The organism is Sphaerospermopsis sp. FACHB-1194 (assembly GCF_014696235.1).
Classification (GTDB): domain Bacteria; phylum Cyanobacteriota; class Cyanobacteriia; order Cyanobacteriales; family Nostocaceae; genus Sphaerospermopsis; species Sphaerospermopsis kisseleviana.
Map to the genome: position 1 here is coordinate 29,384 of NZ_JACJPU010000003.1, position 18,891 is coordinate 48,274.

General features: G+C 36.6%; 22 protein-coding genes and 1 tRNA gene. 9 read left to right on the forward strand and 14 right to left on the reverse strand.

What is annotated here, in order from left to right:
• Positions 1–82: 82 nt before the first annotated feature.
• Positions 83–1,729, forward strand: a complete 1,647-nt coding sequence (locus H6F45_RS02520) for a DUF1565 domain-containing protein (RefSeq protein WP_190346378.1) — start codon at positions 83–85, stop codon at positions 1,727–1,729.
• 315 nt (positions 1,730–2,044) lie between these two features.
• On the opposite strand, the gene H6F45_RS02525 is transcribed toward H6F45_RS02520, so the two are convergent.
• Positions 2,045–2,308, reverse strand: coding sequence for a DUF3493 domain-containing protein (locus H6F45_RS02525; RefSeq protein WP_137668897.1), 264 nt, complete (start codon positions 2,306–2,308; stop codon positions 2,045–2,047).
• A gap of 37 nt (positions 2,309–2,345) precedes the next feature.
• Here H6F45_RS02525 and H6F45_RS02530 point away from each other — a divergent pair.
• Positions 2,346–2,417, forward strand: a tRNA-Thr gene (locus H6F45_RS02530).
• Between the two features lie 141 nt (positions 2,418–2,558).
• On the opposite strand, the gene H6F45_RS02535 is transcribed toward H6F45_RS02530, so the two are convergent.
• The 3 genes from H6F45_RS02535 to H6F45_RS02545 all read right to left on the reverse strand — a co-directional run bounded on the left by H6F45_RS02535 (position 2,559) and on the right by H6F45_RS02545 (position 5,374).
• On the reverse strand, positions 2,559–3,167 hold the full coding sequence (locus tag H6F45_RS02535) for a hypothetical protein (RefSeq protein ID WP_190346379.1): 609 nt from the start codon (positions 3,165–3,167) through the stop codon (positions 2,559–2,561).
• Between the two features lie 187 nt (positions 3,168–3,354).
• Entirely contained in the window at positions 3,355–3,714 is a 360-nt protein-coding gene (locus tag H6F45_RS02540; RefSeq protein ID WP_190346380.1) for a hypothetical protein, read from the reverse strand.
• Between the two features lie 148 nt (positions 3,715–3,862).
• Positions 3,863–5,374 carry a CIA30 family protein gene (locus tag H6F45_RS02545; protein ID WP_190346381.1) on the reverse strand — a complete coding sequence of 504 codons (1,512 nt, stop codon included), beginning with the start codon at positions 5,372–5,374 and terminating at the stop codon, positions 3,863–3,865.
• A gap of 93 nt (positions 5,375–5,467) precedes the next feature.
• Between H6F45_RS02545 and H6F45_RS02550 the strand changes: the two genes are divergently transcribed.
• From H6F45_RS02550 to H6F45_RS02560, 3 genes are read left to right on the forward strand one after another with little or no spacing between them, the layout of a single operon-like run.
• Positions 5,468–5,974: a pyridoxamine 5'-phosphate oxidase family protein gene (locus H6F45_RS02550; RefSeq protein ID WP_190346382.1), complete on the forward strand. Its 507-nt coding sequence runs from the start codon at positions 5,468–5,470 to the stop codon at positions 5,972–5,974.
• Between the two features lie 12 nt (positions 5,975–5,986).
• The gene (locus tag H6F45_RS02555; protein WP_137668902.1) at positions 5,987–6,874 is read left to right on the forward strand and encodes an alpha/beta hydrolase; all 888 of its coding nucleotides are present in this window, start codon (positions 5,987–5,989) and stop codon (positions 6,872–6,874) included.
• 48 nt (positions 6,875–6,922) lie between these two features.
• Positions 6,923–7,315: a GFA family protein gene (locus H6F45_RS02560; RefSeq protein WP_190346461.1), complete on the forward strand. Its 393-nt coding sequence runs from the start codon at positions 6,923–6,925 to the stop codon at positions 7,313–7,315.
• A gap of 209 nt (positions 7,316–7,524) precedes the next feature.
• Here the strand turns inward: H6F45_RS02560 and H6F45_RS02565 are convergent, their stop codons facing one another.
• Positions 7,525–8,169 carry a DUF3386 domain-containing protein gene (locus H6F45_RS02565; protein ID WP_137667234.1) on the reverse strand — a complete coding sequence of 215 codons (645 nt, stop codon included), beginning with the start codon at positions 8,167–8,169 and terminating at the stop codon, positions 7,525–7,527.
• Positions 8,170–8,273: 104 nt separating this feature from the next.
• Here H6F45_RS02565 and H6F45_RS02570 point away from each other — a divergent pair, with 104 nt between their 5' ends.
• On the forward strand, positions 8,274–8,948 hold the full coding sequence (locus H6F45_RS02570; protein ID WP_190346383.1) for a LuxR C-terminal-related transcriptional regulator: 675 nt from the start codon (positions 8,274–8,276) through the stop codon (positions 8,946–8,948).
• Positions 8,949–9,065: 117 nt separating this feature from the next.
• On the opposite strand, the gene H6F45_RS02575 is transcribed toward H6F45_RS02570, so the two are convergent.
• The 7 genes from H6F45_RS02575 to H6F45_RS02605 form a co-directional block, all read right to left on the reverse strand.
• A complete protein-coding gene (locus tag H6F45_RS02575; protein ID WP_137667254.1) occupies positions 9,066–9,749 on the reverse strand; it encodes a Na(+)/H(+) antiporter subunit B in 684 nt (227 codons plus the stop codon).
• A 5-nt stretch (positions 9,750–9,754) separates the two neighbouring features.
• Complete coding sequence (locus tag H6F45_RS02580) at positions 9,755–10,297, reverse strand: DUF4040 domain-containing protein (protein WP_137667238.1); 543 nt, start codon at positions 10,295–10,297, stop codon at positions 9,755–9,757.
• Positions 10,290–10,589 carry a monovalent cation/H(+) antiporter subunit G gene (locus H6F45_RS02585; protein ID WP_137667239.1) on the reverse strand — a complete coding sequence of 100 codons (300 nt, stop codon included), beginning with the start codon at positions 10,587–10,589 and terminating at the stop codon, positions 10,290–10,292. Before H6F45_RS02585 ends, H6F45_RS02580 begins: the two co-directional genes overlap by 8 nt.
• 74 nt (positions 10,590–10,663) lie before the next feature.
• Positions 10,664–10,921, reverse strand: a complete 258-nt coding sequence (locus H6F45_RS02590) for a hypothetical protein (RefSeq protein WP_137667240.1) — start codon at positions 10,919–10,921, stop codon at positions 10,664–10,666.
• A 2-nt stretch (positions 10,922–10,923) separates the two neighbouring features.
• Entirely contained in the window at positions 10,924–11,304 is a 381-nt protein-coding gene (locus H6F45_RS02595; protein ID WP_137667241.1) for a Na+/H+ antiporter subunit E, read from the reverse strand.
• Positions 11,301–12,734 carry a cation:proton antiporter gene (locus H6F45_RS02600; protein ID WP_190346384.1) on the reverse strand — a complete coding sequence of 478 codons (1,434 nt, stop codon included), beginning with the start codon at positions 12,732–12,734 and terminating at the stop codon, positions 11,301–11,303. The genes H6F45_RS02595 and H6F45_RS02600 overlap by 4 nt, the downstream gene beginning before the upstream one ends.
• Positions 12,735–12,810: 76 nt before the next feature.
• Complete coding sequence (locus tag H6F45_RS02605; protein ID WP_096572539.1) at positions 12,811–13,173, reverse strand: cation:proton antiporter subunit C; 363 nt, start codon at positions 13,171–13,173, stop codon at positions 12,811–12,813.
• A 181-nt stretch (positions 13,174–13,354) separates the two neighbouring features.
• Here H6F45_RS02605 and H6F45_RS02610 point away from each other — a divergent pair, with 181 nt between their 5' ends.
• On the forward strand, positions 13,355–14,482 hold the full coding sequence (locus H6F45_RS02610; RefSeq protein WP_190346385.1) for an ATP-binding protein: 1,128 nt from the start codon (positions 13,355–13,357) through the stop codon (positions 14,480–14,482).
• Positions 14,483–14,708: 226 nt separating this feature from the next.
• Here H6F45_RS02610 and H6F45_RS02615 read toward each other — a convergent pair whose 3' ends face one another.
• Positions 14,709–15,905 carry an MFS transporter gene (locus H6F45_RS02615; protein WP_190346386.1) on the reverse strand — a complete coding sequence of 399 codons (1,197 nt, stop codon included), beginning with the start codon at positions 15,903–15,905 and terminating at the stop codon, positions 14,709–14,711.
• 180 nt (positions 15,906–16,085) lie between these two features.
• Positions 16,086–17,081 carry a ketol-acid reductoisomerase gene (ilvC, locus tag H6F45_RS02620; protein WP_096565236.1) on the reverse strand — a complete coding sequence of 332 codons (996 nt, stop codon included), beginning with the start codon at positions 17,079–17,081 and terminating at the stop codon, positions 16,086–16,088.
• An 83-nt stretch (positions 17,082–17,164) separates the two neighbouring features.
• Here ilvC and H6F45_RS02625 point away from each other — a divergent pair, with 83 nt between their 5' ends.
• Both H6F45_RS02625 and H6F45_RS02630 read left to right on the forward strand, forming a co-directional pair.
• Positions 17,165–17,392 carry a hypothetical protein gene (locus tag H6F45_RS02625; protein ID WP_190346387.1) on the forward strand — a complete coding sequence of 76 codons (228 nt, stop codon included), beginning with the start codon at positions 17,165–17,167 and terminating at the stop codon, positions 17,390–17,392.
• Complete coding sequence (locus H6F45_RS02630; protein ID WP_137667249.1) at positions 17,385–18,743, forward strand: NAD(P)/FAD-dependent oxidoreductase; 1,359 nt, start codon at positions 17,385–17,387, stop codon at positions 18,741–18,743. Before H6F45_RS02625 ends, H6F45_RS02630 begins: the two co-directional genes overlap by 8 nt.
• Positions 18,744–18,891: the final 148 nt, after the last annotated feature.

Consider the following 18,891-nt stretch of genomic DNA (forward strand, 5'->3'; position numbering starts at 1 on the left):
GTATATTTTTGCATAGGTTTTACAGTGCGACGCTGTTACCTTAGACTGTCTTAAAAGTACCGTAAGCAAGTATATCAAAAATATGAAATCTAAGGGTTTTCACATTTCTCGTTTATCTTTAGGCAGCAGTTTGACTGCTTTGTTAGTTATTGCTGGTAGTTCAACATTGCTACCCAGTCAGGTAAACGCTGGTTCTACTCAAACTTTGATTGCCCAAATTCCAGCCAGTGCTACAGTCATTTATGTTAATCCGGTAACTGGTCAAGATCGTGCCGGTGCTGGTGTGAGTGCAGCAACACCTTACAAAACTATTACCTTTGCTCTTTCCCAGGCGCAAGCAAACACAGTGATTCAACTTGCTCCTGGTAACTATACCAGAGACACAGGAGAAACTTTCCCTTTATTACTTAAACCAGGAGTAATGCTTCTGGGTAATGAATCTGCCAAAGGTCAAGGAACAATAATTACAGGTGGTGGGTTTTACACCAGTCGTACTTTTGCTAGACAGGATATAACAATCCTCGCAGAAAATAATACCACCATTGCTGGCTTAACTGTGACTAATGCCAATCAACGAGGTACTGCTGTTTGGGTAGAATCAAGCAATCCCACTATTAAAAACAATACTTTTACCAACAGTGTCAGAGAAGGGGTTTTTGTTACAGGTACAGGAAATCCCAAAATTGAAAATAACATCTTTTTCAAAAATGGAGGTAATGGGGTTTCTTTAGCCCGTTCTGCTCAAGGTGAAATTAGAAATAACACCTTTGAAGATACTGGTTTTGGTTTGGCTATTGGTGGAAATTCTACACCTTTGGTAGAAGGCAACCAAATTATTCAAAACCAAGATGGTCTGTTTATCTCTGAATCTGCCAAACCCATACTACGTAAGAATGTGATTCAGAATAATAAGCGGGATGGTATTGTTGCCACTATCAATGCTCTTCCCAACCTTGGTACTAATGACAGTCCTGGGAGTAATCTGATTCGTAATAACGCTCGTCACGATTTGAATAATGCCACTAGAACTAACCGCATTCTTGCTGTTGGCAATGATATTGATCAAAAGCGAATTGTGGGCGCTGTAGATTTTGTAGCTGCAACTGTTACTCCTCCTGCTGATAATGGTGGTAGTACAGGTGCTACAGCATTTAAAGATGTTCCCACAGGTTATTGGGCAAAATCTTATATTGAAGCTTTAGCTGCCCAAAATATTATTGCAGGTTTTCCCGATGGCACTTTTAGACCTAATGAACCTGTCACTCGCGCCCAATTTGCGACTATTATCACTAAAGCTTTGACACCTGCTGTTAAACGTCAAGCTGTTCAGTTTAAGGATGTGCAAAGCAATTTTTGGGCTTATAATGCAATTCAAGAAGCTTACAAGAGTGCATTTGTGGCTGGTTATCCTGATGGTACTTTTAAACCACAGCAACAAATTCCTAGAGTTCAGGCTTTAGTGGCTTTAGCCAACGGGTTGAATTTCACTGCTAACAATAACAATATTGTCAGCGTTTACACGGATGCTGCTCAAATTCCTAATTATGCCATTGGACCTGTGGCCGCTGCTACTGTGAGACAATTGGTGGTGAATTATCCGACAGTGCAAAAACTTGATCCTAATCGTCAGGCAACTAGGGCGGAAATAGCTGCTTTTGTATATCAGGCACTTGTGGCTATTGGTAGGGCGCAGCCAATTTCTTCTGCTTATTTGGTGACAGCACAGTAACTTTCACAAATTCAATCAAACCCAATACCCAGATCCTTGACTTTTCCAAGCAGTCAGGGATCTATAGTCATCCGGTTTGATTTCTGAATTTATCTGTGTAGGCAGGCAAGAGGCAATAGTTCGACTTCGCTCACCAACCAGGCACTGATGCAAAAGGCTTTTAGAGAATTTTGGTGTACGGAGTTTTTTTCAATAATCAAATAGGAGTCCTATATCTCAGAGGATGTTTGAAAAGTCCAACTAGGGTGATTAGAAATCACATCTACACAGGGGTTGCTGAAAAAGTCCTTTTATATTCGCCGAAAATTTTTCTTCCTAATTTCTTCTCCTGACCCCTGACTCTTTGGAGCGTCGCTGTTCCCATCTCCACAGAAATACCATCAGGGCAACTATTCCTATTTGTAGGGCAAAGTTGGGTAAGGTGGTATCAAGATTTTTACCTGCAAGTAGTTGAAAGAAAAATACAAATGCACCGATAAAACCAGAAGCACCAACGCCAAGATAAATAAACTGCCTTAAACCCCGATAGGGTGAGGCCATTTCGGCTTTTAAGCGATTTTTGAGATTTGGGTCTACCATTTTTTTAAGAATTATGCTATAATTTTGGATGGTTTATGCCGATGTAGCACAGTGGTAGTGCAGCTGATTCGTAATCAGCAGGCCGTGGGTTCAAATCCCATCATCGGCTTGGGTTCTAGAAATTATATATTTTTATTGACCAGATTTTGCCTATTTGAAAAAAAATCTGGGCATTTTTAACACTTGCTTATTTAATACTTGGGGGATGCTGAATAAATGTAAAACATATATAAATCAAGAGATAGAGAATTTATTTTGCATGACTACTTAACATCCACAGCAAAAATCCTAAAATTGGCTCAACTGGTGGTAAGGGATATTCGGTAATATCAATAGTGACTGAATTACCTTCTAATTTCAAAAATTTCCAAGCTGTGCCACTGGTGACAGAACCAAAAATAGTAGAAATATTTATACTATTAGCAGCATTAAATTTTTGAGCAGCTACCATTTCTGCAATACACTGACCTAAACCACCATTCAAATTTTCTTTTTTTGCTTCTATAATGATAATAACTGGAGCTTGAATTTCTAATTGGGTGGGTGATTGACTAATCAGAAAATCACAAATACCATTAAGTCCCATGTTGGGATCTACAGTAAAATCTTCTCCAGAAAAAAGGCTTACTTGACGATTTAATAATCTTCTCACTGCTGTTAATACAGGGCTAATAATCCATTCAGAACGGGCTTTTTCGCTACCTCTTGCGAGTACCAAAGGTAAACCTTCTTCTAGTTCTTGACGTAATAAATCATCAGGTTTAACAAGAGGAACATCTGGGAAAAATCTTCCACTTTCATGGATGGTAATTGCTAAATCTTGGCGGACTTTTTTAAGTGTAAAATCACTGTAAGGCATGGTTTTAATTAGGACTAAAAACGGATAGGAGAGTCAAATATTTGTTGTTATATCAATTCAAATGATAATTAATTATGGTTGTGTTTGTCAATATATTTTGTCTGAATCAGGATATCCAGGATTTTAGGATTTACAGGATTTTTGTTAGTATCGGGATTTTGATGATTTGAGGATTCAGACATTTTCACTACTTCCCAGACTCCAATGTTATAACCCGCTTCTCTAAATCATTAACCTGTTGCTTTAATTCCACTACTAAAGTTGATAATCTCTCAAACATTTTATCCCTTTCAGATTGTGATAAATTCCGTTGATCAATTTGCGGTTTGACTGGATTTTGAGAAATTCTCGAAGATGGAATTTGAGGATTTTGAGGCAATGATAATTCTATTTGGTTCAACCGCAATTCTAAACGTCTCAAGTTAGATTCTAGGTTATAAACTCGAAAATCTACTTGTTGTGATGTTGCAGGATGAGAAAAAATACTACTCCACAGAATAATGGCTAAAATTCCAGATATTGCTGTAAAAAACAATTTTTTGGACATTTCTAATATTTCATTAACATTAATTTTGAATGTGAAATACACAGATACCCAATTTATTTGAAAATTTGGTTTTAAAATGTGGGTTTAAAATTTGGGTATCTATGATATTTTTCAGGGACGGGAATGAATAACGCAGATAAATCTAGAGTTAGATTATCTTAACTGCATCACGCTGCAATTGAGAAAATAATTGTTCCCAGTTGATAGAGTTAACATTATTTTCTCCCTCTTTGACTTCAAAGGTAATATTCTTCGCTTTTGGTTGTTTTAAAGATTGAACACAAATTTCCGCTACATCATTACGACTAATTTTACCACGAATATTATCACCTTGTTCAAATATTAATTCCTTTCCTCCTGCTTCTTCTGTTAAGGCACAAGGTCGAATAATTGTATAAGGTATTCCGCTTTCTCTTAAACTATCTTCTCCTTTTAACTTCCAGGTTAAAATCCCTCCTAATTGGTCATTTAATCTCACTGCTGGGGGTTCTTCCTCTAAATTAATTCCTGGTCTTCCCGGACGAGTTACACCCGCAGAACTAACTAAAACAAATTGTGATAAACCTGCACCACCATAAGCTTTAATTGATTCTAATTCTAATTTAAAACCACCAGGACTAAATTGAGGATTTAACGCACCGTCATATTCAAATTTGCTCAACATTAATTGAAAAGAACAAATTTTACTTTGATCAATTTTAGGACAATCTTTAACAGTTTTTGCTCTAAAAACAGGTGTTAAATTCACAAAAGGGATATTAACATCTATCCATGTATTAGCTACAGTATCAAAGGAATAACTGTAACCCACTCCATCCCAAGTATTTTCAGTTCTCAAAAATATTTTATACCGTTGTCCATCACCTTTAACTCTCAATCTCACCCCGGTAAAACCTGATAAATTAATTGCAGGTGCAAAATTTTTGGTTCTTACAGATGCAAAACCTCCTGAGTTTGCAGTAGAAACATTACCAGCAAATAAAGCGGTTTTTTCTAAAATGCTAAAATTGCTAGAACTGACACCACCCATGACAACATCATCTAAAGCACCCCAAATATTTTTTAATTGTGCTGTTAATTCCTCTGATGATTGGGTAAAATCAAAGATAGTTTTTTCTCCCGTGTTTGGTAAATATCTTCTAGCAGCTTCTACTAAATTTTTTACTCCTCTATATTCTACATTTTCTGGTGTGTCTCCTACTATTTCTGGTTGATAAAATTTCACACCTTGGTTATATTTTGCTCTATCAGGTGTGTCTCCTTCTACTGGTTGAACTCGCACTGCTGTACAACAAACCACACCTTGAATATTACTCATTACCAAATCATTCAAAGTTTCCGGTTTGGTAATATCTCCCACCACTAAGTCAACTTCATTACCAAGAATTGACCGCGCTTTATCAATATCTCTGACTAAACAACGCACTTTTTCACCTTGCGCTAATAATCTTTGTACGACTCGTTTACCAACTCCACCAGTTGCACCAGCTACTAAAATTATACCCATAAGATTACCCCTTTTTGGTTGATTTTGAATTGGTTGAGAACGATTTTTTGCAAATATATTTTGTACCCAGTTCAGTGCAGGGAATACCTCAAAATAGGTGAGGGTTTGAATGAGTCTACATAACTTAGATTGATGACGATTGTTTTCAGTCATAGTGATTGCTAATGGTTTAGGAGTGTTTTTTGATAATTGCGGCAATTTTATATTATAATAATATACTAACAGCTAATTATGGATTTATGGGTTATGAGTCAATTGGCAAAAATCCAAGCAGAGTATGAGCAATTTCCTCAAGAAGTTGCCAGTATTATGATTAGTACAGCAAACGAAAAAGGAATCCCCAACGCGAGTTATACTCCTTTTGTCATGGATGAATTTAAAAACATTTATATTTATGTGAGTGGTTTATCCACCCATACTGTTAATATTCAATCTCATCCTTATGTGAGTGTTTTATTTATTGAAGATGAAGCTAAAACTCCTAATATTTTTGCCCGTCGTCGCTTGAATTTTGATTGTACAGCTACTTTGATTGAAAGAGAAACTGATCAATGGAATCAAATTGTTGATCAATTTCAAGCACGGTTTGGAGAAATTATTGAAGTATTACGTGGTTTAGCTGACTTTAGAATTTTTCAACTCACTCCCACCCAAGGACGTTTTGTGATTGGTTTTGGAGCAGCTTATAATATTAGTGGTGATAATCTCAATCAAATTGTACATTTAAATAAAGATAATATTCCTAATTCATAACTTATATATTATATGCTGAAATTTCAACCTCCTGGTTTTGGTCAGAAATTCATTAAAACATCTTTGGGTAATATGGTTTATTATACCCAAATGAGTGAACCTTGCAATATAGAAGCAGTTGAAAAATTACCACCTTTGTTATTTTTACATAATTTTGGTGGTGGTGCATCTGCTTTTGAATGGTCTAAAGTTTATCCAGCTTTTGCTAATGAATATCGTATTTTATCACCTGATTTAATTGGTTGGGGAGAGTCAGATCATCCAGTTAAAGATTATCAAATTCCAGATTATTTGACTACCATTAGTGAATTTATTCACCAAACTTGTCATCAACCTGTGACGGTGGTTGCGTCTTCTTTAACTGCTGCTTTTATTATTCGTCTTGCTATTTCTCAACCGGAAATATTTAAAGCATTGTATTTAGTTTCACCTTCGGGGTTTGATGATTTTGGACAAGGTGCAGGAAGAAGATTGCCGCTTTCGGTGATTAATACACCTTTTTTGGATAATTTAATTTATGGTTTGGGTGCAGAAAATGAAGTTGCTGTGAATAATTTTTTGCAAAGTTTTCTCTTTGCTAACCCGAAAAGATTAACACAAGAAATAGTAGAAGCATATTTAACTTCTGCACAAAAACCCAATGCTAAATATTCCGCTTTAGCATTTTTAAAGGGTGATTTGTATTTTGATTTGAGTTTGTATATTCAACAGTTGCAAGTTCCAACTGTGTTTTTCTGGGGTGAGGAAGCGCAGTTTACTAATATTAATTTGGGTAGGAGGTTAGCAAGTTTAAATAAAGGTGCAATTAGGGATTTTCAAGCTATAGCTGATACTGGCATTTTACCACATTTGGAAATTCCTGGGGTTTTTGTGGGGTTGCTATATAAGTATCTTGATTAAACGCAGATAAAAAATAAATAAAAATCAATTTTTTGGGGGTGATAAATGATGAGGACAAATATTAATAAAACTGTCACTTATGAAGGTGGTTGTCACTGTGGTGCAGTACGTTTTCAGGTAGTGGTTGATCAACACAAAGTTGATGATTGTAATTGTTCAATTTGTCGCAAAAAGGGATTTTTACATTTAATTGTGAAGAAAGATAAGTTTACTTTGTTCCAAGGTGAGGATGTTTTAACAACTTATCAATTTAATACGGGTGTTGCTAAACATAAATTTTGTAACGTTTGTGGGATTCATTCTTTTTATATTCCCCGTAGTCACCCTGACTGTATTGATGTGAATGTGCGATGTTTAGATGGGGATGTGATGGGTAATTTTGAAATTGTTCCTTTTGATGGTGCAAATTGGGAGGATAATATTCACAAGTTGATTAATTGATTTTAAATTTATCCTTCTTTATCCTTCTTTATCCTTCTTTATCCTTCTTTATCTGCGTTTACTTGTTTCTATACTCTGTATAGGAATGAATTAAAGAAGACTCTGTCTTCTATTTATATAGGTAGAACCTATATAATAGCATTCCCAGTCTGAGACTGGGAACGAGATGAATCAGATAAATTGTGATTTATCTAAATATTCAAAAAACCCTAACCTAACAATTCAAGATTACCGAAAATAAACTCTTGAATTGAGATATTTCCTTCGGTTTCAGTGCGAATTTCCCGACGAGAAAGAACGTAGTAATTGCCTACTTTTTCATATTCGTCTGTGAACTCGCTCCGACCACCTTTTTGAACTCCAGTTTTGGGGTCATGATATACAGAATTGTATGTGTGAGATAGATATCCTGCCCCGGTTTCGTGAACGCTGAAAGTGTTAATAGTCACAACAACTCCATGAATATGACGATGAACAAGGGTAACTACATCATTGCGAACTTTATATTTATCACCGGCTGATTTTCCGCCTACAAAAATTTCCACAGCGCCGGTTTCATCAGTTTCGCCATAAATAAAAGTATTTTCGCCGTGGGTTTGTTCAAAAGTGCGACGCACACGGTGAACAGCAATTTCCCAAGTTTGGCTATCAATTGCTTTTTTTGCTGCTTCGTTTTCTACTTCTGTAACTTCCCATTTGAGATTTCCGTCAATACGAATTTTGCCAGTGAACTCCTGACCATCATATTTATAAGTGATATCTGCGGTGTAACCGGGGAAGTTTTGATCCCAAGTATAACGGTTTTCATAAGCAGCCCGGAAAAGTTCTTGGGCAGAGATTTGAGTAACTGTCATGATGCTTGTCCTCTGGCTACGATTGAATAATAGCTTTTTATCGTTGATGATATTAGGATAGGGGTAATTATTGCAGTTCGCATAGTCCCCAACTGGGTACTCTTATGACTAAAACACTCCACGCCATTTTTGAAGCGATCGCCCATGTTGAAAATGAGCAAGAATTACAACAAGCTCTGATGGATACCATCGGCGTGCATTTTGGCGTGCAACATTGGGGTATTTCTTTTCTCGATAACGAGTTATTAACATCAATAGAAATTCCAGAAATTCCTGCGGTTTGCTTGGAAGCTAACCCAGTGGGTAGTTATGTTTTAGAACGTCATGCACCCACCCATGAACAATTAATTTTATCACCAGAAGATTGGAAAAATTTTTGCACCCGTCATGAACACGTGATGACTGGACCGATAGTTTGTGATGGTCGCTTAGTGGGAACTATCAATTTTGCCCGTGACCCCGGTAGTCCTCCTTTTAATAATAATGACTTGGCTGATTTAAGTGCTTTATGTATTCATTTATCAGCCAAAATTGCTACTATTAGGGCTAAGTTGAAAACCGCTAAACCTGCTGTTGAATGTCCCCTCACAGCTAGGGAATTAGAAATTGCGGCTTTAGTCGCCCAAGGTTTAACAAATGGAGAAATTGCGGCTAAACTTTGGATTACCCAAAATACTGTGAAACAAGCATTGAAAAGAATGTTTAAGAAATTGGGGGTTTCTGCACGGGCAGAAATGGTGGCAAAATTGCAAGAGCATTTTGTAATTCGTAATTCGTAATTCGTAATTTGTAATTCGTAATTCGTAATTCGTAATTCGCAATTCGTAATTTGTAATTATTACCCAATCACCAATCACCAATCACCAATCACCAATCACCAATCACCAATCACCAAATTACAACAAACCCCGATAACGAATAAAAATCAACACCGCCGCCCAAGAACCTAATGCCACTTTCACCGCCACAATAATATTTAATATCGGCAAAATTCCCCCACTAAAAAGTGTTCCTAACTCCCCGTGTGGTAACTCTAATCCTGATAAAGTGATCACAGATAAAACAATAAAAACCAATACTGACACCTTCTCCCAAATAGCTGCATGATAGCGTTTATAGATATCCTGCATCCATTGATAGGATGAAGTAATTGCAATTAAACCTATTGCTGTTCCACCCGCTACACCCGCAGCAAAACCACCTCCAGGACTCAAATGTCCTCTAATTGCTAATTCTATTCCTACTAACGCTGCAATTGTCGCCCCTAACCGAGCTAAAATAACTGATGATCGATCTTTAAATTGATAAATTGTACAAGATGGATTTTCATTGGCTAATAAATAATTGCATCCTAAAATGGCAATGGTAAAGACAATTACTTCAAAAATTGTATCATAAAGGCGATTTCTAAATATGATTCCTGATACCGCATTCACAACACCACTTTCATTCACTACTTTTTCTGTAATAGACATATCTGAAATCACTTGGGAAATATTCCCTAAATTAGATGTGATATCAGGCATCAATAACATTTTGATAAATAATGCTATTCCTGCTAAAATATAAAGCCATTTCATTTTCATTAATGTTTCTCCTCAGATGCTGCAAAATCAACATAATTGATAACTGTGTTAGGTGATGACAGTTCACTTTCAACAATTTGATAAATCCGTTTTACTCGGATTTCTGTTTGATAATTTTGCTCACATTCATCACTCGCTAATACTGGCGCACAGGTAGCATGGACTTCCTTTTCCTGTAATGCTGTTTGTAAACATTGGTAGCTGTTGTAAGGTACAAGTTCCAACCGCATATAATGTTTATTAAAAATGCTACGAAAATCACTGATCAGATTTTCTGAGATTGATTCATTTTCAATGACCCCCAAACGTAAAACTAAAGAAGAACGTACAGCGATCGCATATAAAGCAACAGATAACATTGTTCCCATTAATGCTTCTGTTAAAGCTACATCTGCTGCACCTAAAACCGCATCTACTAACGCAGCGATCGCACCTAAAACACCACGCAAAATTAACGCATGATAAGGGTTAACTTGAGTTATCAATAAACCCGCAGTTAAAGGTAACAAAGCAATAATTATATATAAATAAGAATCATTCATTTTCTGCCTCTATAGTTGTATCATGAGTTGAACAATAGGCGATTACATAACCCAACATTGTATTCCAAATCGCCAAGGAAATAATACCTAAAACTAACAATGGCCATTTACTAGGTATTTTCATTAAAATTCCCACAATCATCAGCATTGAACCCAAAGTATCAGCCACAGAAAGTCCATGTAATTTGAATAATACTGATTTATTGCTAACTAAATGAGAAGTACCCCAAAACCAGAAAAATAACCCTATACCTATACAGGTATAACTGATAATACTCACAAAATTTTGCATTTAACTTTCCTCATTTTCCTCTTTTATTAAAACTCGTGAAATCTGATTACTGAAAGCTGATAACTAATTACTATTCATGCTTCATTTAACCTTCTTAAAATCTGTGCTAATAACATAAATCCAGCATTTCCCACACTCAACATAATCGCTCCTACTACCCCGATCATCCAATCATCTCTTGCCACAGAAATCACTAAAATCATGATAGATACTTTACTAGAAATACTCCCCAAAGCCAACATTAACTGCCAAGTATTCTCTGTTTTCCACGCTTCATAAATAGGAATTAATAAAGCTGCTATCATCCCTAACAAGACTATTTCTAAATTCATAATTATTTCCTTCCTGGTTTAATATGATGAACTTCGTAAAATCCCTCTTCATCATGGTTTAAAACAATAGTTTTCGGGGTAAAAGTAATCAAAAATATATCCATAAACACCAATAATGAAGAATGTTTATGTTTCACTTTTTCCCTGATAATTTCCTCATGATGATGGGGATTAATGATAATTTCAAACGCTTCTTTAAAAGCCACAAGAACCGCTACCACTACTTCCCCTAAAACCTTTACCCATTCGGTTAATTTTGCCCGTGATGTGTAACCTCTGGGTAAAATTAGGGCAATAATTACCCCAATAATAATGTTAGTTGTACTAAAATCAGCCGTTAATAAAAACCAAATGGTTAATCTTAATATCAAATGTCCAATCATGATAAGACCATCCAAAACAAGAAGATTATAGTTAAACTCATCACACCTACTAAATGTTCAAATTCTTCAAGTACACGGGGTACATATATTGCTAATTTCTTGAAAATCAGATGATATGCTAACCAACCAATAGCAATGCTGATAATTGCTTTGATAATATCGGCAATGTTATAAGCTTTCAGATAGGCAATATTGCCCACAACTAAACCAGTAAGTAAGAATATGACTGCTAACCAAAAACCGGGTTTTGCTGTTTGTTCATCGTCTTTATTATGGGATAAAAAGATGAATTTAGAAAAAGCTATTGCTGTGCCAACTGCGGCAATATTCATGGCTATAAACTGCCAAGATGCTAAATTTTTCATGGTTAACACCTTAGCTTCAAAACCTGACAACAAAGGAAAACCAGAAATTGATAAACTAGCGATAACTAAAACAATCCAAATGTTAGTATTAATAGGTTTATTTCCCAGTTCTTTAAAATTGCGACTGGGTAAGGAACCAGCAGTCAAAAATAAAGATGATTTTGCCAGTCCATGAGTTAGGGCATAAAAACCACCTACCGCTGGTGCAGCCAGTATCCAACCTAACTGGGAAATAGTGCTAAATGCTAACAGACGCTTGGTATCTTTTTCAAAGATGGCGTAGGATAAACCCATAAAAGCTGTCCCCACGCCCAAAATAACGACGATATTATTAAGTTCTGGAGAAACCGCAGCACATCTTAATAAAGGTAAAACACTAGCTTTAACTACTACACCTGAAAGCAGCGCAGAAACAGGAGTTTCTGATTCAGAATGGGTTAAAGGTAGCCATAACCCAGAAACAAAAATCCCAGCTTTGACTAACATTCCTAAAAAGATTAATGCTACTGCTTCCGGTGGGGCATTTTTTAAACCTGCAAAACTAAAAGAGAGATTATTTTGATAAACTAAGACAGCACCAACTAGATAAAATAACATTGAGATATTGCTGACAAATAGATAGCGTAAACCTACCCAAATTGAGCGATCGCTCCGGGGATATGCTACCAATAAAAAAGCTGCAATACCACTAACTTCTAAAGCTACATATAAGCTAATAAAATCTGCACAGATAAAGGCAGCATTTAAACTACCATGCACTAGCAAAGTTTGGGCATAGAAAAAAGCATTTTTATCACTTTGCCAACAATATAAAGCTACCGCAGCAGTCACTAAAGCATTAGTTAAAATAAAATAACCACTTAACTGATCTGCTTCTAAAGTCACACCAAAACTATCAAGTAAATTGAGCTTAATTTCAGGCTTTTCTATCAACAACTGCACACCATAAGCAGCAGTAATTAAAGTTCCTAAAAAAGTCAAATGTCTGTTAAGTTGGGGTACTAAAAAAATCATGAACCCCAGAAAAAACGGGATACCTACCCAAGCAATTGTGATCGTATTCATGGTTATGTTATTCATGGTTTTAAATTTAGATTTAATTTGAATTAATTTGAATTAATTTGAATTAATTTGAGTTAATTTAATTTTTATGTTCATATTTGATGATCTGCGGTGTATTATTTTTCTCGATTTCACTACTTTCTAAAGTGGGATTGTCTTTAGCTAATTTCATTACACCTACTAACATTAAAGCTTGAATTGAAAACCCAATTACTATCGCTGTTAATATCACTGCTTGGGGAACAGGATCAGCATATCCAGCTTTTTTGACGTTGGAAATAATGGGAGTAAATAAACCCGTTTTTGAGGCAATAAATACATAAAAAGCAATCACCCCCGTACTCATGACATCCATTGAAACTATCTTCATTACCAGGTTTTTCTTGAGAATAATTCCAAAAAACCCGAATAGTATTGTTATCAGTACAAACGCTTCTATCATAGACATCACCTATTTAATAATATATAAATGTGTATTATTGGATTGAGGGAAAAGTTGCTGTTTGAAATCGGAAATTTTTGTTTCTGAAAGTGTTACATTATTAATAGCACTAAAAGTAGGTGCTAATTACAGCAGAACACTAAATAATTATTATAATAATCATAACAACACCTAATGATTTATGTTTTCTTTAATAACACCAAACATACAACCCGCAAACAAACCCGTGAATTTTGATTTATCCACTTCATTACAATTAATTGGACGCTCTAAAGAATTTCAGCGTATTATAGACATACTTGCAAAAGATGAAGATTTATTAATTACAGGAGTACCTGGAAGCGGTAGAAGAACTTTAGTTAAAGTTGCAGCGCAGGAAGTGGGTGCGGTAGTCTTAGAAATAGACTGTATTCGTGCTACAGATGGTGAAAGATTTTTGCAATTATTACTAGAAGCAATTAGTCAAAATTGGCAAGCAAAGAAAATTAAATCTTGGGTGGAAAAAAAAGAGAGTGAGTTTTTTATTTTTAATAGTGAAAGTAAACTTAAATTATTACATTCTTTAAATCAAAAACAACTCTGGCAAGCATTTACTAGCCTAATTGAATTATTACAAATAATGGCTAATGATTTAAACCAGAGAGTAGTATTGATTTTACAAAGTTTTCCCCATATTCGTTCTTGGGATCGCAATGGTTTATGGGAATCAACATTTAGACAAGAAGTTAAAAACCATCCTCATGTAAGTTACGTTTTATTGGCGACAATTGCAGAAACTAGCCATCATCAAGATGATAGTATTTATTCTATAGAAACAATGGAATTAGCACCTTTATCTAAAGATGTTTTAGCATTGTGGGCGCGAGAGATTTTACATACAGAAAATCTCAAATTTGATCCCCATTCCCAAGGATTACAAGTATTTTTAGATGCGGTGCAGGGAAACATTGGTGATGCGATGGTATTAATTCGCAGGTTATTAAGTTTAGAACATGATCAAGGTTTAATTACTGAGCAAAAAGTACAGCAAGTAATTGAAGGAATGCTCAAAGATTTATCTATAACTTATGAATCTTTATTGATGTTATTACCTGCAAGTCAAATACATCTTTTAGAATGTTTAGCAGTTGATCCGACAGATAAACCACAGAGTAAAGAATATATCCAAAAACATGGACTTTCTAGAGGTGGAAGTTTGCAAGGTGCTTTAACTGGGTTACAACACAAAGGTTTAATTTACAGTGCTGAACAAGGTTATCGTTTAGCTTTACCTTTGTTAGCTTTGTGGTTAAGAAAACGGTTGAGTTAATTGTTAGCATTCAGCTATCAGTAATCAGTAATCAGCTAGTCTCAGGAGAGAGACTGAGTAAATAATAAGTATGCTCCCATTTTTTCTCGTACCCATACTCTGTATGGGAATGAATTTAACAAGGTTCTACCTTGTTTATTTAACTAGAGTCAGAGACTCTTAAATTGTATTCCCAGTCTGAGACTGGGAACAAGAAAAAGAAAACAAGAAAGAAATTCAGCTTTATTTATTCACCTACCTGAACTTCTGGAGAAGGAGCAGAAAAATTGTTAGCTTTTAATTGTACCCAGGTAAAGAAAGGAATTGCTAAAAGTTGAGTTAGGGAAGAAAAAACCACTAAGAAAGTAATAGAGTGATCATACAAAATTCCCATGAAAGCACTACCTAAAAACCAAGCTAAACCATAGCCTGTACTAAAAATTCCGTAAGCTGTTGCGCGTTTATTTTTAGGGACAATTTTTGCTATTGCTGCTTTGAGAATTGATTCTTGCGCTCCCATGCCAATACCCCAAAATGCCATTCCTAAAAGGGCAAACCGCATATCTCCAAAAAATACTAAAGGTGCAAATAGGGAGGAAAATAAAGCTGCAACAATCAGCATAGAAATCCCGATACGATCAAACAAATATCCAAATATCAGAGCAGCTACAGCATCAACTCCCATTGCCCAAGCGTAAAATAAAGGAATGGTTTGCCCAGTGGCTATTTCTCCTTTTTGGAAATGAAAAGCGATGAGGGGAAAATCTGCATAACCAGCCGCAATAACGGCTACAGCACCCAAGTAAATCCAAAATATTCGCGGTAATTTATCACCTTGATCAAGTATTTTTTCTTCTTCAAAATCACTGGGGTTAGGATATAATTTCTGGAGTATTAATAATACAATTAATCCCAATATTGCAGGTACTACTAAAATTTTAAAACCTTGGCGATATTCTCCCAAAAAATAAACCATTGCGGCTACAGCTAAGGGTCCTAAAACCGCACCAGTTTGATCCATTGCTTCATGCAAACCAAAGCCAAAACCGCTACCAATTTGACTTACACCATGCGAAAGTAAGGCATCTCTGGGGGGGGTACGTACTGCTTTACCTGTGCGTTCAGCCATCATTAAACCGGCAGCTACTTCCCATCTTCCAGCTAGGGCTAAAAATGGGACAACGGCGGTATTTAAAATGAAACCTAAAGTTGTAATTCCCCAATATTTACCTGTTTTATCACTAAGATAACCAATCACTAAACGGAAACCATAACCTATTAATTCCCCGAAACCTGCAACTAAACCAACTATAGTTCCATTCGCGCCTAGAACTTCTAAATAAGCTCCTGTAATACTCCGCGCTCCTTCATAGGTTGCATCAGCACAAAGACTTACAAAACCAAGTAAAATCACAAACTTTAATGCGGCTGATTTTTGGTGCATATTTCGATAACTGCTAATTATTACCTCAATTATTTAAACATGGAAAAACTCAAAAAAATAATTGTCTTTTAAATTTTTTATAATTTGATTTTTATAATGTAGTTTATTTAATAAAAAACATAGTTGTCAGAGGTTATTGGTAATTAAAAAACCACCAATTACCTCTTTAACTACCAAGAATTAAGCTTTCTTCAACCAGCTAAACATAGCGCGTAAATCTTTACCAACTTCCTCAATAGGATGTTCAGCTTCTTGACGACGCATAGCGGTGAAACCGGGTTTACCTGCTTGGTTTTCTAATACAAATTCCCGCGCAAATTGTCCAGATTGAATTTCACTTAAAATCTTCTTCATTTCTGCTTTGGTTTGAGCAGTAACAACGCGGGGACCACGGGTATAGTCACCATATTCCGCAGTATTAGAAATACTATCGCGCATGGTTGCCAAACCACCTTCAACTACTAAGTCAACGATGAGTTTAACTTCATGCAGACATTCAAAATATGCTAATTCTGGTTGATAACCTGCTTCAATTAAGGTTTCAAAACCGGCTTTAATTAAAGCACTTAAACCACCACACAATACAGCTTGTTCACCAAATAAGTCGGTTTCGGTTTCTTCGCGGAATGTGGTTTCTAAAACACCTGCGCGTGTACCACCAATACCTTTAGCATAAGCCATTGCGCGATCGCGTGCTTTACCTGTAGCATCTTGATATACTGCAAATAACGCTGGTACTCCTTGTCCTTGCTCATAAGTACGACGTACTAAATGGCCAGGTCCTTTAGGTGCAACCATGATTACATCAACATCCGCAGGGGGTACAACTTGCCCAAAGTGGATATTAAAACCGTGTGCAAACGCTAAGATATTTCCTGCTTCTAAATTAGGTGCTATTTCATTTGTGTAAATAGTTTTCTGAACTTCATCAGGTAATAAAATCATGATCAAGTCAGCAGCTTTAGCAGCATCAGCAACGTTTTTTACTGTTAAACCAGCCGCTTCAGCTTTTGCAATTGACTTACTGCCAGGATATAGACCTACAATTACATTTACACCACTATCTTTTAAATTTAGCGCGTGGGCGTGACCTTGAGAACCGTAACCAATAATAGCAACGGTTTTTCCCGCTAAAAGGTCTAAATTAGCATCTTCATCATAATACATACGCGCCATAGAAGCATCTCCTGTTCACAAAGGTTGTTAAGAAATTGGCAGATTTATGATTGTACCGCAGATTGGTGACTGGTGATTGGTGATTGGTGATTGGGAAAATAATCTTACCCAGTCCCCAGTCCCCAGTCCCCAGTCCCCAGTCCCCAGTCCCCAGTCCCCAGTCCCCAGTCACCAGTCACCAGTCACCTCCACTACTTTCCCTTTTTTGTCAGAAGTTCCAAATAGACAGAAAAATTTGTGACAACTTTGATACAAAAATGTTAAGAATAGTTACAGCATCAGTAATACAAGGAAACAATTCTTATGGTTGATTTACATGATAGAAAACCACCTCATCAGGTAGTTATCGTTGGTGGTGGCTTTGGTGGACTATATGCGGCTAAAGCACTAGCTAAAGCTAATGTCAACGTGACGCTGATAGATAAACGGAATTTTCACCTGTTTCAACCTCTGTTGTACCAAGTAGCTACTGGTGCTTTGTCTCCAGCAGATATTTCTTCTCCCTTGCGTTCTGTTCTCAGCAAGAGCAAAAATACCACTGTTTTGCTGGGTGAGGTGAATGATATTGACACCATAGAACAAAAGGTGATAGTGGGTGGTGAAACCGTACCCTATGATACTTTGATTGTCGCTACAGGTGCGAAGCACTCTTATTTTGGCAAGGATAACTGGGAAGAGTTTGCACCGGGTTTAAAAACCGTAGAAGATGCCATTGAAATGCGTCGGCGGATTTTTATGGCGTTTGAAGCAGCGGAAAAAGAAAGCGATCCTGCTAAACGTCGGGCTTTGTTAACTTTTGTAATTGTGGGTGGTGGTCCAACTGGGGTAGAATTAGCGGGGGCGATCGCCGAATTAGCCACCCAAACCCTCAAAGAAGACTTCCGCAACATTGACACCTCAGAAACTAAAGTTTTATTGCTAGAAGGTTTAGACAGAGTTCTCCCTCCCTTCGCACCGGAATTATCCCAAGAAGCGCAAGCATCTTTAGAAGCTTTGGGTGTAGATGTGCAAACCAAAACCCTGGTAACTAATATTGAAAATGATATTGTTACAATTAAGCAAGGTGACGAAGTAAAAACTATTGCTTCCAAAACCGTATTGTGGGCGGCTGGTGTCAAAGCTTCCGCAATGGGTAAAGTGTTAATGGACAAGACTGGGGCAGAATGCGATCGCGCTGGTCGTGTGATAGTTGAACCAGACCTCAGTATTAAAGGACACTCTAATATTTTTGTAGTGGGAGACTTAGCGAATTTTGCCCATCAAAACGGAAAACCCCTACCTGGAGTTGCGCCAGTAGCCATGCAAGAAGGGGAATATGTAGCCAAGCTCGTACAAAAACGCATCAAAGGTGAAAACCTACCCCAATTTAACTATGTGGATAGAGGCAGTTTAGCAATGATTGGGCAACACGCCGCCGTTGTGGACTTAGGGTTTATAAAACTTAAAGGTTTCCTAGCTTGGTTTTTCTGGTTATTTATTCACATCTACTTCCTGATTGAATTTGATAACAAATTAGTAGTCATGATTCAATGGGTTTGGAATTATTTTACCCGCAATCGTGGCGCAAGATTAATTACAGGGAAAGAGATGGTCAAACCTGTACCAGTGGAAAGTAATGGACATTATCAGCCTGTGAATACTAGACAACCATTGAATGTGTAGTTTTGTAGAGTGGGTTAATAACCCATCATTTTGATTTAAACATAGATGCAAACTCCCATTGGCTGAAAAAAGAATGCGGGCTTATTGTCATACGCCCGTATCTTTTGCTAATAATTAGACTTTCAAATTTGGGCATGGAAGACAGGGT

Bases quoted from the DNA above. Each gene is read 5' to 3' on its own strand.
- H6F45_RS02520 (WP_190346378.1), top strand. From the start codon at position 83: ATGAAATCTAAGGGTTTTCACATTTCTCGTTTATCTTTAGGCAGCAGT.
- H6F45_RS02595 (WP_137667241.1), bottom strand. From the start codon at position 11,304: ATGATTGGACATTTGATATTAAGATTAACCATTTGGTTTTTATTAACG.
- H6F45_RS02630 (WP_137667249.1), top strand. From the start codon at position 17,385: ATGGTTGATTTACATGATAGAAAACCACCTCATCAGGTAGTTATCGTT.
- H6F45_RS02590 (WP_137667240.1), bottom strand. From the start codon at position 10,921: ATGAATTTAGAAATAGTCTTGTTAGGGATGATAGCAGCTTTATTAATT.
- H6F45_RS02615 (WP_190346386.1), bottom strand. From the start codon at position 15,905: ATGCACCAAAAATCAGCCGCATTAAAGTTTGTGATTTTACTTGGTTTT.
- H6F45_RS02545 (WP_190346381.1), bottom strand. From the start codon at position 5,374: ATGACTGAAAACAATCGTCATCAATCTAAGTTATGTAGACTCATTCAA.
- ilvC (WP_096565236.1), bottom strand. From the start codon at position 17,081: ATGGCGCGTATGTATTATGATGAAGATGCTAATTTAGACCTTTTAGCG.
- H6F45_RS02550 (WP_190346382.1), top strand. From the start codon at position 5,468: ATGAGTCAATTGGCAAAAATCCAAGCAGAGTATGAGCAATTTCCTCAA.
- H6F45_RS02600 (WP_190346384.1), bottom strand. From the start codon at position 12,734: ATGAATACGATCACAATTGCTTGGGTAGGTATCCCGTTTTTTCTGGGG.
- H6F45_RS02560 (WP_190346461.1), top strand. From the start codon at position 6,923: ATGAGGACAAATATTAATAAAACTGTCACTTATGAAGGTGGTTGTCAC.
- H6F45_RS02575 (WP_137667254.1), bottom strand. From the start codon at position 9,749: ATGAAATGGCTTTATATTTTAGCAGGAATAGCATTATTTATCAAAATG.
- H6F45_RS02535 (WP_190346379.1), bottom strand. From the start codon at position 3,167: ATGCCTTACAGTGATTTTACACTTAAAAAAGTCCGCCAAGATTTAGCA.
- H6F45_RS02555 (WP_137668902.1), top strand. From the start codon at position 5,987: ATGCTGAAATTTCAACCTCCTGGTTTTGGTCAGAAATTCATTAAAACA.
- H6F45_RS02610 (WP_190346385.1), top strand. From the start codon at position 13,355: ATGTTTTCTTTAATAACACCAAACATACAACCCGCAAACAAACCCGTG.
- H6F45_RS02525 (WP_137668897.1), bottom strand. From the start codon at position 2,308: ATGGTAGACCCAAATCTCAAAAATCGCTTAAAAGCCGAAATGGCCTCA.
- H6F45_RS02605 (WP_096572539.1), bottom strand. From the start codon at position 13,173: ATGATAGAAGCGTTTGTACTGATAACAATACTATTCGGGTTTTTTGGA.
- H6F45_RS02540 (WP_190346380.1), bottom strand. From the start codon at position 3,714: ATGTCCAAAAAATTGTTTTTTACAGCAATATCTGGAATTTTAGCCATT.
- H6F45_RS02580 (WP_137667238.1), bottom strand. From the start codon at position 10,297: ATGAATGATTCTTATTTATATATAATTATTGCTTTGTTACCTTTAACT.
- H6F45_RS02585 (WP_137667239.1), bottom strand. From the start codon at position 10,589: ATGCAAAATTTTGTGAGTATTATCAGTTATACCTGTATAGGTATAGGG.
- H6F45_RS02565 (WP_137667234.1), bottom strand. From the start codon at position 8,169: ATGACAGTTACTCAAATCTCTGCCCAAGAACTTTTCCGGGCTGCTTAT.
- H6F45_RS02570 (WP_190346383.1), top strand. From the start codon at position 8,274: ATGACTAAAACACTCCACGCCATTTTTGAAGCGATCGCCCATGTTGAA.